This is a genomic window from Photobacterium toruni, from assembly GCF_024529955.1.
GTDB classification, from domain to species: Bacteria; Pseudomonadota; Gammaproteobacteria; order Enterobacterales; family Vibrionaceae; genus Photobacterium; species Photobacterium toruni.
The window spans coordinates 1,289,452-1,302,349 of sequence record NZ_AP024854.1 but is presented as its reverse complement, the minus strand read 5'-3'; the positions used below and the strand labels follow the sequence as shown (position 1 = coordinate 1,302,349).

The following is a 12,898-nucleotide window of genomic DNA, read 5'->3' as shown; positions in this document are numbered from 1 at the left end:
CACAATTAAGTAATAACGATATTCCACTATTAAAATTGATAATTATTCTTATTACAGATATTATTGACACTTAACTTAAAATAACAATTTATCCTATTGTCGCACTTAAAACTTCAAAGGTAATGTTATGATATTTTTCAATAAATATACTTATTCAATTATTTTACTCTTTTTTTCATCTGTTGCTTATGGCGAATCACCACCAATAGAGCAGCCACAACACCCCTATGCTGCTGATATTCATAGTATAAATATTAATACGCTAAAAACAACAACCTGCCAAGGTTCATTAATCAGTCCCAGTTGGATCCTGACCCATTTAAAATGCGTTAATGGGAAAAATACCGAAACAACAGCACATTTTATGTCAAATAATGGTTTTATTTCTATTCACCCTGTTGAACGTGTATTTAAATTTAAACAGAAAAAATTAGCATTATTATTCTTATCAACTCCTGTTAATAATATTCAACCAATCAAACTTTTACGTTACCCTCTTTTACCTGAACATGGCAAGTTTACAGCAACAATTATTCAATCTTACCATCAAGGTGAAAAAGATTTTATTAACGGTATCAATAATAAAAAATTATCACACCTAACTAAATTACCCTTTGTAAAACAATCTAAAGGTGGCGGTTGGATAATCGAAACACACATGCTAGGTGATGTGCAAATTGGTTTTACTCTTAACAAAAATAAGGCAATACAAACATCGTATCTAGCTAAAACTATTGACCGAGTAATTAATGATAATTCAGGTGAATCAGTGGAATGGGTAGATCGTCAAACACTGATTGATACTATCAATTGTGAGAAAGATGGCACTTGTATTGAGCTACCTGAATGTCCTGATGGTGTTCAAGATTGTGGCGACCCTTGTGATTGGGCTATTGATTGCACTCCACCAGCAGTCGTTACCCCAGAATGTCCTGACGGTGTTCAAGATTGTGGCGACCCTTGTGATTGGGCTATTGATTGCACTCCACCAGCAGTCGTTACCCCAGAATGCCCTGACGGTGTTCAAGATTGTGGTCTAGATCCTTGTGTTGTTACAGATAATTGCTTACCTCTAGCGATACAACAACATTATCATCTTCATGTGGCGTCAATATTTACTACAAAAACAATACAGCAAATAAGTTAATAGCCTATTTAAAGCATAAAAAAAGAGTTGCACATGATAATGCGCAACTCTTTTTATTACGATAATTTAATCGCTTTATTTTGACTAAGCAATTTCATTCCATTTACGATCTTGGCAAACCATACCACTATTGCAACAATAGCAATCGCACCGCCAACAAAAGGTAATATGCTCAATATCTTCGCTAGAAGATCACTATGTACCCAATATTCAGCACCAGCAATCATTCCTGTGGTTGTTGCTGCAGAAACGCCTAACACTACAAAGAAGGTTAAAAACAAAAAGAAGCTACGAATAATAGTGTAGTAATGGCTATAGGCAACTTCATCAGCGCCTTTATCAAGTTTATAACCAGCATAAATAATGGCGATAATTCCTGACAATAATAAAGTAAACGGGGTTAGAAAGCTGGCAATATAAGCAAACCAAATACCCTTTTTATGTTCTTCCGTCATCATATTGTTCCGAATAAATAAGCAATGTAATAAACTAATTATCACAGGTATTTACTTGAGTTCAAGTTTCGCTCTAAATTACGATGATCGGGATCAACTTCTCAAATATTACCGTCGCTAGAGTCTGCTATAACACCCTAAACCGACACTTCCCGTCATTAATAACAACCAAAATAAATTTAATCATTGCGCTTAATGGTACCCACTGAGTGTAATTACCGCTTCTGTTCTGGCATTTCAACCATAAGATACTAACCAAAGACAGCCTTAAATAGTTAATCAAGTGTATAATTGAGACGTTTCTGTTCATAACTATCCTTACCTACTATCATAGTATTAAAGTGCAGCATATTTTTAAATGTCGGTTGTAAATTCCATTAAATTTGCTGAAAATTACGATTTTTTGTTGATAGTTGTCAAATAATTTACTCCCAGACAATTGAAACGTTGCACTACGCGTAACACTCAGTAAAATGTGAACGCAAGCGATTACACTTGAAAAACATGTAATAATTATAAAAGCCGCGAATAAATGCGGCTTTTGGTGTTAATACTATTTAAGTATGCAATAGACACATTATCGGTGCCAAATTGAATAATTAACGAGAAACTTTACCTAAAAACATTGAATTATATTCATCTCAGTAATTACTCAATTTGGTACCTCACGATTAGCTAGAAACATCTCTAGCACCCATTATTAGAAGAATAAATATGGCAACCATTAAAGATGTTGCACGTATGGCTGGTGTTTCAACGACAACAGTTTCACACGTGATCAATAAAACACGCTTTGTCGCAGAAGCAACACAGAAGAAAGTACTGGCAGCCGTTGAAGATCTCAATTATGCACCAAGTGCTGTTGCTCGCAGTCTAAAATGTAATACCACTCGCACCATTGGTATGTTGGTAACTAAATCAACTAACCCTTTCTTTGCTGAAGTTGTGCATGGTGTTGAAGAGTATTGTTACCGTGAAGGCTACACGCTAATTTTATGTAATACGGAAGGTAACCTTTCTAAGCAATATGATTACTTACGCATGCTTGCGGAAAAGCGTGTTGATGGCTTATTAGTAATGTGTTCCGATCTTGATCAGAAATTATTGGATCTGCTTGAGCGTCAAAAAGACCTGCCAATGGTGATAATGGACTGGGGTCCAGAAAGCCCGCATACCGATAAAATTCAGGATAATGCTGAACAAGGTGGCTACATTGCGACTAAATACTTTATCGAGCATGGTCATAGCCGTATTGGGTGTTTGTCTGGCCATACAGATAAATCTACTTGTCGTGAACGCTTAAAGGGCTTTAATAAAGCCATGGCAGAAGCTAACTTAACCGTTAATGAAGACTGGATCCTTGAAGGTGACTTTGAGTGTGACTCTGCGGTGAAAGCAGCTGAAAAATATATTGCTATGGCAGAGCGTCCAACGGCTATTTTCTGCTTCAATGACATCATGGCAATGGCACTAATTAGTACCTTTGAACAAGCAGGATTACGCGTTCCTGGTGATATTTCTATTATTGGTTACGACAATATTGATCTTGCCCCTTACTTCGCGCCACCACTAACGACTATTCATCAGCCGAAACGTCGTTTAGGTAAAACAGCCATTAAAATCTTAATGGAGCGAATGAAGAACAAAGATCATGAACGTCAAATTTTTGAAATGGCGCCTGCAATTGTAGAGCGCAAGTCGGTAAAAGATTTACGCTAATACGACAACCTACTTATCAAGCCAATATTTATATTGGCTTTTTTTCTAACACCTCAATTCAACTCTCAGCGCTTTCAAAATTGTCATCGCCGTAAAAACATGAACAATATCACAGATTCACCAGTCACTATTAATATTCAAAGTCATCTTGTTAAAATATCGAATATAATGAACCCCGTAAATACATATAATAGTAAGCAAAAGACTTACAAGATATAAATAATACTTCACTATTGATAATATTATTTATAAAGTAATACATGGATGATTTAAAGTAGAAATTTTATCTCGTAAATAACTTTAATAATACAAAGTTAATTTACAGCTACTTTAATGTTAGGTGACACTCATTTATTCACCGAGTAGAAGTATGGACAAACCAATATTAAAAAATTCATTACAGCTATTAGATCATTTAGGGGATATTAAATCGCGATCCATGTTTGGCGGTTTTGGTATTTTCGCTGGTGAGACAATGTTCGCACTAGTCGTTAATAATAAACTCCATCTCAGAGCAAATGCAAAAAATGAAGAGGAATTTAAACAAGCGGGTTTGAAACCCTATATATATGAAAAGCGCGGTTTTCCCGTCATAACAAAACATTATGCTATTCTTGATGAATGGTGGGAACAACCTGAAAAAATCAAAGAACAAGCAAACTATTCTCTTAAGGCAGCACAAGCTGACAAAAAAGCAAAAGAATGTTGCACTCCTGATAGAATAAAAGATTTACCAAACCTACGCCTTTCAAATGAAAGGATGCTTAAAAAAGTAGGTATTAAAACGATTGAACAACTCCATAATATTGGTGCACTCGACGCTTATAAAGCATTACAAAAAATACAAGAGGCATCTTTAAGTTTGGAATTACTATGGGCATTGGAAGGCGCTATACATGGCCAACATTGGTCAGTAATACCAGAAAGCAGACGCAATGAACTGCTAGCTAAACTATAATAAATATATTCGTCAACTGGCTAAGTGACGCTTAAGAATAAAGAGGCCCTGTGCCTCTTTAATTTATTCCGCATATACATTTACAAACCGATTTAGCTATTCCTATCAAGCTTAGTATTTAGCTACAATTGAATAGTAATACCAATCTGGAAAATTAACTGGTCAGGTTGATCCAATCTCTTGAACACATTCTAGTGATGCGTGAAGCCGATTCATTAAACTGATTCCATGCAAGGCAGACCTTATCGAGAATGTCGTTATAATCAGAAAAATTTTGATTAGCGAGATAGTGTTGTCGTAACCAACTCCAAACTTGTTCTATTGGGTTAAGTTCTGGGGAATATGGTGGAAGTTTGATGATGCTGAGATTATTAAACGGATTAGCAATATCGTCAGTATGCCAGCCTGCACCATCCATCACTACAATAGCATAACGACCTTTTTCTGTGGTTCGTGATATCTGAGCAAGGTGCTCAGTCATTATTTCTTTATTTACCCAAGGTACCACTAACGCCTCACCAACTCCTCTTGCTGGGCACACCGAACCAAATAGATAAGCATATTCAAACTGCTGTTGTTTTATCGCTCTTGGTCGAGTTCCTCGTTCAGCCCAAAGACGGGTAGTGGTATTTTGTTGTCCAAATCTTGCTTCATCTTGAAACCATACATCGACCTTATCGAGCGCTATATGTCCTGGGATCTTAAGGATCGTTTCAATTTTAAATTTTTTTAAAATTATCTTGAGCTTGCTGTGATTGTTTTGGATGTTTTGACCGTGATGTTATCCACGAAAAGCCCATGCGCTTAAGTAGATAATAGATAGAATCTGGGTGGTAGTTTTTATCAAATTCTTTGAGAATGTAAGCATGAATATCCGCGCCTATTAATCGCCCGCCAGAAGAGTCTTGAGCTTTAAGTTTAATATAATTGGATAGCTGCTCACGTTGTTTAGGTGAGAGAAATGCAGGGCGACCACTACGCGTTTTTTCTTGAAGCCCTTCTAAGCCTTCTTCAAGAAAGACACTCACCCATTTATTAACACTTGTTCGGCTAACTTTGAGATATTTAGCAATTTGAGTACGAGATTTACCTTCCTTGAAGTGCTCCAAGGCAAGTAATCTCATTTTCATTTGAATTTTTTTTTGTTGGCGAGCAAGCTTTTTAAAGTCGGTATTGTTTAGGCTGTCCATAGCGAATCTCATTTAAAAATGATGGCTTAAATTAGATCATTATTTTAGTTAGATTGGTATAAGACCTATGGCAAAATGAATCAAAATACAAACTGTCATTTATAATGCTATTTATTACTTATAGTAACGCTCTCATTCTCACTTTTCTTAAACGTATTTTTAACGTTACAAAACCATTCGTTATCAAACATCACACCCATATATCATTATGCTTATTTAACATACTGTTATGTCACTTTTTATCATTTGCTATTACTAATAAATTATCGAATAAAAAAATTTTTTGTCTATAAATGAAATACAATATCGCTTCTCTCGGTCTTGCTACTTAAGAGTCGATGTGATTCTCATTTGATAAGGACATACTTTGCGTATATTAACCAAAAAAACATTCTCATTATGGGTAAAACCTTTACTTTGGCTACAACAACGCCATTTTGGTAAAGTGCTCAATCCGGCTAAATTATGGGGGCGTAAGCCTGTTCTCTTCTGGTTAGTCGCTTTATTTTTTGGTTACCTTGATCGTAAAAAATCACCAATAGATGCCGTTATGCGCTCACTAGTGTGTGTGCGAGTATCACAACTCAATGACTGTGCTTTTTGTGTCGATGCTAATGGTATGAAACTCGCAGAACGCTGTCATTCATTAGAAAAAATTAAAGCATTAGCCCATTGGCAAACATCTGAACACTTCTCAGATCAAGAACAAGCGGTATTAACATATACTGAAGCGATGACTATTACGGGTCAACATGTCAGTGACGATATGCTTACAGCACTTGCTACTTGGTATAGCAGTGATGACATCATTGAATTAACGGCATTAGTGAGTTTCCAAAATTTGTCGGCTAAATTTAACACTGCACTTGATGTTCCAGCACAGGGCTTTTGCTCATTGCCGATTCAACCGCAACCTATTAATAACCATCAACAAGATACAGCGCAAACCGATGCTATTTCAAAAACATCAACGTCAAATAAAGAACAATTAAGGGGAAATAATGAAAAGTAATAAAATTTTGTTGCTCATCGTTATTTTAGCCATTATTAGTACTTGGTTTTATTTCGACCTTGGTCAGTTTTTAACGCTTGAATCAGCTAAGCGTGAACAATTAGCTTTACAGCAGCATATTACCGCAAATCCAATGACTGCTTATGTCAGCTTTTTTAGCTTATATATCTTAGTCACTGCACTTTCTATTCCTGGTGCATCAATATTAACCCTATTAGGTGCGGCATTATTTGGCTTCTGGACAAGCTTAATTATGGTGTCATTTGCCAGTACTATCGGTGCAACATTGGCGTTTCTATCGAGTCGTTTTATATTACGTGATTGGGTACAAGCAAAATTTAGTAACCGTTTGGCAACATTGAATAAAGGTATTGAGAAAGAAGGCGTATTTTATCTATTAAGTTTACGTCTTATTCCAATTTTCCCTTTTTTCATCATTAACCTTTTAATGGGGTTAACGACGATTAAAGCGCGTACTTTTTTCTGGGTTAGCCAACTAGGTATGCTTGCGGGTACTGCCGTTTATATTAATGCAGGCACTCAGTTAGGGAAAATAGAATCCCTTAATGGAATTATCTCTGTTCCCGTTTTATTATCTTTATTTTTGTTAGGCCTTTTCCCTTTTGTTGCAAAAGGAATAATGAAAACAATGAACAATAAAAAACATTACCAACAATGGCAAAAACCAGCCGCATTCGATCAAAACTTAGTTGTTATTGGTGCGGGTGCGGGCGGCTTGGTCAGTGCCTATATTGCGGCAGCGGTAAAAGCGGAAGTTACATTAATCGAGCGCCACAAAATGGGTGGTGACTGTTTAAATACGGGTTGCGTTCCGTCAAAAGCACTCATTAGAGCAGCACATACCGCCGCAGATATAAACACAGCCTCACGGTTTGGTATTGATGCTCAAATTAATAATATTGATTTTTCGCAAGTTATGACACGAATTCAACATGTTATTAGCAAAGTTGAACCTCATGATTCTATCGAACGTTATAGTAAACTGGGTGTTAATTGTGTCACTGGTGATGCAACAATCTTATCGCCATGGGAAGTTGAAGTTAATGGTACTCGAATTACCACTCGCAATATTGTCATTGCAACGGGTGCTCGTCCATTAGTGCCTACAATTCCAGGTTTGGATGCGGTTAATTACTTAACATCTGATACGGTGTGGCAATTAAAAGCACTTCCTAAACGATTACTGATCCTTGGTGGCGGTCCTATTGGTTGTGAATTAGCCCAAAGTTTTTGTCGATTGGGTGCAGAAGTCACTATTGTTGAAAGATCACCGCAATTATTAAATCGTGAAGATAGCGATGCGGCACAATTAGTTGAACAAGCACTCACACACGATGGCGTAAATATCTTATTGCAACATAATACCATCCAATTTGAATCAATACTTGATGATAATGGTCAACCTATTCAACGTGCTGTCGTTGAACATGAAAATCAAAAACTTAACATCGAGTTTGATGCAGTAATAATTGCATTAGGACGGGTTGCAAATGTACAAGGATTTGGTTTAGAACAACTCGGTATTACCACAACTGAACGTGGCACTGTGGCTGTAAACCAATATTTACAGACTCAATATCCTAATATTTATGCCGTTGGTGATGTTGCCGGACCTTATCAACTGACGCATGTTGCGGCTCATCAAGCATGGTATGCCGCAGTAAATAGTTTATTTGGTGCGGTTAAAAAATTTAAAGTCGATTATTCAGTCATTCCCGCTGTAACTTACACAGCACCTGAATTAGCAAGAGTCGGCATAAATGAAAAAGAAGCACAAGCACAAGGCATTGATTATGAAATCACTCGCTATGGATTGGACGATTTAGATCGCGCCATTGCTGATGGTTATGATGAAGGCTTTATTAAAATCTTAACGCCTAAAGGCAGCGATAAGATCCTTGGAGCGACAATTGTCGGTCATCATGGCGGTGATTTGTTGGCTGAATTCACACTCGCAATGCGTCATAACTTAGGCTTAAATAAGATTCTAAGTACGATTCACCCATATCCAACCATGAGTGAGGGTGCAAAATATACCGCTGGCGTATGGAAACAGGCGCATGCACCTCAGAAACTGCTTACTTGGGTAAAAAAATATCATCATTGGATGCGTAATTAACACTCCCATAAATAAGGATATCAATTGTGATAACACCCTTTCCAGCATTAAAAAAACTAACGCTAACCGTTGCGCTTATCATAACTAGCATTACGGTGCATGCAAGTGAACAACATCAAAATGGTAATATTACACCAACGTGGCAACAAACACTGACTCAAGCCAAAGGTGAAACAGTCTATTTTAATGCTTGGGGTGGTAGCCAAGAAATTAATGATTATTTACTGTGGGCAAATACCCAATTACAACAACGCTATGATGTCACTCTAAAGCAAGTCAAAGTAACCGATATAGCAGAAACCACACAACGTTTATTAGCTGAAAAAACCGCAGCCAAAAACAAGGGTGGCAGTGTTGATATGGTATGGATCAATGGCGAGAATTTTCGTTCAATGAAACAGAATGGCTTACTGTATGGTCCTTTTACACATCAACTCCCCAACTGGAAATATGTCGATAAATCACTGCCGATCGATAACGATTTTTCAGAGCCAACTCAAGGACTAGAAGCCCCATGGGGTGTGGGTCAACTGGTGTTTATTTATGATCCTGAAACATTAAAAACTCCACCTAAAAGCTTTAAGGCATTATTAGCTTTAGCTCAACAACATCCAGGAAAAATCAGCTACCCTAAGCCACCAGAATTTCATGGAACAAGCTTTTTAAAAGCAGCACTATTAGAACTAACCACGGACAAAAAAGCCTTATATCAACCATTGCAGTTACCTAAAGATCAGGCTCTGTTTGATCGAGTAACTGCACCATTATGGCACTATCTTGATCAACTCCATAAAGTTGCATGGCATCAAGGTAAACAATTTCCAGCAGGTACTGCCGAAACAGTACAGTTACTTGATGATCAGCAATTATTGTTAGCGATCACCTTTAATCCTAATGCGGCAGCTGCAGCGATTGCTAATGGTAATTTAACCGATAAGGCAAAAACTTATGCATTCAACGCAGGTGCATTAACGAATATCCACTTTCTTGCAATTCCGTGGAATGCAAATGCCAAAGCAGGCGCATTAGTGGCAATTAATTTCTTATTAAGCCCAGAAGCACAAGCACACAAAGCTGACACTAATGTATGGGGCGATCCCACTATTTTAAGTCCGCAGGCATTTAAACAATTACCACCATCATATAATAAGCCTAGTTTTATGCCCTATCCTTCAATTGCTGAACCCAACCCAACATGGTTAGCGGCAATTGAACAACAATGGCAACTAAGATACGGTAACTAATTGTTATATTTATTATAGATCAAGCTAACTTACATTATGATAGTAAGTTAGCTTGTCTTGTTTGGTGTTTATTTGAGCCCTATGTTAGCCATTATATTTTTTGTCACATTATTGCTATTTGCAACTCCATTGATCATTGGCTTTCTTGGTATGCTTGCGCCTGCTTTTGCATGGCTACCCGCATTAAACATGCATCAACCATCACTATTAGGTTGGCATCAACTCTTTGCTTGGCCCAATCTGAGTGATTCTATTGCGTTAACACTACTGTCTGGATTAGGTAGCACACTGCTTGCTTTATGGTGGTGTTATTTAATATTGCGCCACTATTGGCTCGGTCCTAAATGGCATAAAATTGAACGCTTATTAGCTCCGTTACTTGCTTTTCCTCATATTGCCTTTGTACTTGGCTTTGGGCTGATGTTTTCTTCAACTGGCTGGTTGGCACGTATTTGGCATCATTTCGGCTTAGCTGATACCTTATATCCAGCGTTAATTCATGATCGTTATGGTTTAGGATTATTATTTGCTCTGGCAATTAAAGAAACCCCTTTTTTACTATTAATGAGCATCAGTATTCTTAAACAGCTTGATATAAAGCGACTCTATAATGTTTCTGTCAGCCTTGGCTACAGCCACCAGCAAACATGGCGAATGGTTATTTTACCGTTATGGCTACCGAAATTGCGTTTGGCTATTTTTGCGGTCGCAGGTTATGGACTAGCAGTGGTTGATGTTGCTTTAATTATTGGACCTACTCAACCGAGTACATTTTCAATGTTAATTTGGCAATGGTTTACTGATGGCGACTTAACCCAGCTACCACGTGCTGCTGCAGGAGCATTACTCTTATTTGGCATTGTTATCGTTACGTTCGGACTGCTACGTTTAGTGGAATGGTGGCAATTATCATACGCAACATCATGGCAATATCGTGGCGTGATTAGGCAATCATCCCATCGTATTCCCTCCCCTGTCGGTGCTTTTTTTAGTCATGGTTTATTATTGCTACCATTATTCATGCTACCTATTTTAGCAATATGGTCATTTGCCTTACGGTGGCGTTTTCCAGACTTACTACCAAGCCGTTATAGTGTCCGTTTTTGGCAACAACAAGTTGAACCACTGCAACAGCTAATCGGTAATAGTGTTTTTCTCGCGCTAATCAGTAGTTGTTGTGCTTTGATAATGGTCATTCTATGTCTTGAGTATCGCCAAAAGTATCACCGCGGGATCTCTACAGCATTGATCGCTATTCCAATGGTTGCGCCACAATTGTCATTATTATTTGGTATGCAGACAGCCATCTCTTTTGTCTCTGGTCACTATTTTTGGCAATGGGTTGTTTGGAGCCATTGGCTTTATGTTTTCCCTTATATTTATCTTACGTTAGATGGACCATGGCGCAGTTACGACCAACGCTTAGATCAAACAGCAAGAAGTTTAGGCTTAAATGGCTGGCAAACATGGTGGCGAGTTAAATTTCCACAACTCAAACCTGCATTATGGTTAGCCTTTGCTATTGGCTGTAGTGTTAGCCTTGCACAATACTTACCAACACAAATGTTAGGTGCAGGGCGTGTATCAACCTTAACCACAGAAGCTGTGACACTTGCCAGCGGTCAAGATCGGCGTATCAGTGCAATTTATGGATTATTACAGGGATTATTACCTTTGATCTTTTTTACTCTCGCGATGATTTTTGCACAACGCAAAACACCTCAACCTAAAATAACAAGGTAATCTTATGGCGCTTTCAGTATCACAATTAACCCTGCATCATCGCAATAATAATATAGTAATAGGACCATTAACTTTTGAGGTTGAAGCTGGGAAAATTATGACCTTGATGGGACCAAGCGGTAGTGGGAAATCAACAATTCTTAGTGCAATTGCCGGTCATCTCGCTGCTGACTTCACAATCACTGGTGAAATAAAGCTCAATAAGCAATCAATAATCTCGTTAGCACCTAACATGCGGCATATCGGTATTGTTTTTCAAGATGATTTACTATTCCCTCATCTTAATATTTGGCAAAATCTCGCGTTTGGATTACCGCAAGAGATTAAAGGTCGCCAACGAAAACACCAAGCGTTAGCGACATTAGATGAACTAGACTTGCTGCATTTACAACACCAACAAGCCCATGAAATTTCAGGAGGTCAACGCGCAAGGATCAGTATGATGCGATTACTATTATCACAACCTCAAGCGGTATTACTTGATGAGCCATTCAGTAAATTAGATAAAACATTGCGTTCTTCATTTCGTCAGTTTGTCTTTGATCAAATTCAACACCGCAATATCCCGGCATTAATGGTTACTCATGACGATGATGATATTCCCCAAAATGGCGATATTTCACACTGGCCTTGGTTATAAAAATAATAAAATAGGAAGTTCCATGCTCGATCGTTACAGTATTACTCTTATACGCCAGCCATTAGCAAAACTGGCTGCATTACCTAATAATTATGGTATCAGTGCAAACCAAATAACCCTTTGTGGCTTTATTATTGGACTGCTTGCATTACCAGCCTTAGCCTTTGAGCATTATGGATTAGCGTTATTATTTATTATTATAAATCGCTTATTTGATGGTTTAGATGGTGCTGTTGCACGTCGTCAAGGTATTACCGATTGTGGTGGATTTCTTGATATTACGTTAGATTTTCTTTTTTATTCCTTGATTCCATTTGGCTTTGTATTGGCAGATCCTCAACACAATGCTATTGCTGGCGCTTTTTTAATTTTCTCTTTTATCGGTACGGGTTCAAGTTTTCTCGCCTTTGCAATTATGGCGGGAAAACGCAATATAGAAAGCCCTGTCTATAAACAAAAATCGCTGTACTACATTGGTGGTCTCACGGAAGGCACTGAAACTATTGCCTGTTTTATTTTGTTTTGTTTACTACCGCAACACTTTGCCACTATTGCATGGATTTTTGGCTCACTGTGCTGGATCACTACCACAACCCGTATTTGGGCAGGTTACCACACCCTAAAAAATTAAATGAAGACTGCTGGATGTC

Annotated in this window: 11 protein-coding genes; 9 read left to right on the top strand and 2 right to left on the bottom strand. The window is 37.8% G+C overall.

Translation table 11 applies throughout. The annotated features are described in order from the left end of the window. Window positions 1-127: 127 nt before the first annotated feature. Window positions 128-1,147, top strand: coding sequence for a trypsin-like serine protease (locus OC457_RS06195; RefSeq protein WP_080174670.1), 1,020 nt, complete (start codon window positions 128-130; stop codon window positions 1,145-1,147). A gap of 56 nt (window positions 1,148-1,203) precedes the next feature. Here OC457_RS06195 and OC457_RS06190 read toward each other — a convergent pair whose 3' ends face one another. Further along, a complete protein-coding gene (locus tag OC457_RS06190) occupies window positions 1,204-1,602 on the bottom strand; it encodes a hypothetical protein (protein ID WP_080174669.1) in 399 nt (132 codons plus the stop codon). 714 nt (window positions 1,603-2,316) lie between these two features. On the opposite strand from OC457_RS06190, the gene purR reads away from it, so the two are divergent. Together purR and OC457_RS06180 are read left to right on the top strand one after the other, a co-directional pair. Continuing rightward, the gene (gene purR, locus OC457_RS06185) at window positions 2,317-3,321 is read left to right on the top strand and encodes an HTH-type transcriptional repressor PurR (protein ID WP_080174668.1); all 1,005 of its coding nucleotides are present in this window, start codon (window positions 2,317-2,319) and stop codon (window positions 3,319-3,321) included. A gap of 370 nt (window positions 3,322-3,691) precedes the next feature. Next, on the top strand, window positions 3,692-4,279 hold the full coding sequence (locus OC457_RS06180; protein ID WP_080174667.1) for a TfoX/Sxy family DNA transformation protein: 588 nt from the start codon (window positions 3,692-3,694) through the stop codon (window positions 4,277-4,279). Between the two features lie 154 nt (window positions 4,280-4,433). On the opposite strand, the gene OC457_RS06175 is transcribed toward OC457_RS06180, so the two are convergent. After that, window positions 4,434-5,469 (bottom strand): IS630 family transposase gene (locus OC457_RS06175; RefSeq protein WP_262054062.1). Its coding sequence is split into 2 segments (ribosomal slippage): window positions 4,434-5,009 and window positions 5,011-5,469, totalling 1,035 coding nucleotides; the frame shifts between segments, so codons are not numbered across the junction. 367 nt (window positions 5,470-5,836) lie between these two features. Here OC457_RS06175 and OC457_RS06170 point away from each other — a divergent pair. The 6 genes from OC457_RS06170 (at window position 5,837) to OC457_RS06145 (ending at window position 12,879) form a co-directional block, all read left to right on the top strand. Further along, a complete protein-coding gene (locus OC457_RS06170; RefSeq protein ID WP_080174874.1) occupies window positions 5,837-6,481 on the top strand; it encodes a carboxymuconolactone decarboxylase family protein in 645 nt (214 codons plus the stop codon). Then, window positions 6,471-8,621 (top strand): FAD-dependent oxidoreductase, encoded by a 2,151-nt coding sequence (locus OC457_RS06165; protein WP_080174873.1) that lies wholly within the window; start codon window positions 6,471-6,473, stop codon window positions 8,619-8,621. Before OC457_RS06170 ends, OC457_RS06165 begins: the two co-directional genes overlap by 11 nt. Window positions 8,622-8,701: 80 nt before the next feature. Then, the gene (locus OC457_RS06160; RefSeq protein WP_306341388.1) at window positions 8,702-9,865 is read left to right on the top strand and encodes an ABC transporter substrate-binding protein; all 1,164 of its coding nucleotides are present in this window, start codon (window positions 8,702-8,704) and stop codon (window positions 9,863-9,865) included. Between the two features lie 81 nt (window positions 9,866-9,946). Then, window positions 9,947-11,608, top strand: a complete 1,662-nt coding sequence (locus OC457_RS06155) for an ABC transporter permease (protein WP_080174872.1) — start codon at window positions 9,947-9,949, stop codon at window positions 11,606-11,608. A gap of 4 nt (window positions 11,609-11,612) precedes the next feature. Next, the gene (locus OC457_RS06150; protein WP_080174871.1) at window positions 11,613-12,248 is read left to right on the top strand and encodes an ATP-binding cassette domain-containing protein; all 636 of its coding nucleotides are present in this window, start codon (window positions 11,613-11,615) and stop codon (window positions 12,246-12,248) included. A gap of 22 nt (window positions 12,249-12,270) precedes the next feature. Beyond that, window positions 12,271-12,879: a CDP-alcohol phosphatidyltransferase family protein gene (locus tag OC457_RS06145; RefSeq protein ID WP_080174870.1), complete on the top strand. Its 609-nt coding sequence runs from the start codon at window positions 12,271-12,273 to the stop codon at window positions 12,877-12,879. The last annotated feature ends 19 nt before the right edge of the window (window positions 12,880-12,898 follow it).

Bases quoted from the DNA above. Each gene is read 5' to 3' on its own strand.
- OC457_RS06195 (WP_080174670.1), top strand. From the start codon at position 128: ATGATATTTTTCAATAAATATACTTATTCAATTATTTTACTCTTTTTT.
- OC457_RS06190 (WP_080174669.1), bottom strand. From the start codon at position 1,602: ATGACGGAAGAACATAAAAAGGGTATTTGGTTTGCTTATATTGCCAGC.
- purR (WP_080174668.1), top strand. From the start codon at position 2,317: ATGGCAACCATTAAAGATGTTGCACGTATGGCTGGTGTTTCAACGACA.
- OC457_RS06180 (WP_080174667.1), top strand. From the start codon at position 3,692: ATGGACAAACCAATATTAAAAAATTCATTACAGCTATTAGATCATTTA.
- OC457_RS06165 (WP_080174873.1), top strand. From the start codon at position 6,471: ATGAAAAGTAATAAAATTTTGTTGCTCATCGTTATTTTAGCCATTATT.
- OC457_RS06155 (WP_080174872.1), top strand. From the start codon at position 9,947: ATGTTAGCCATTATATTTTTTGTCACATTATTGCTATTTGCAACTCCA.
- OC457_RS06150 (WP_080174871.1), top strand. From the start codon at position 11,613: ATGGCGCTTTCAGTATCACAATTAACCCTGCATCATCGCAATAATAAT.
- OC457_RS06145 (WP_080174870.1), top strand. From the start codon at position 12,271: ATGCTCGATCGTTACAGTATTACTCTTATACGCCAGCCATTAGCAAAA.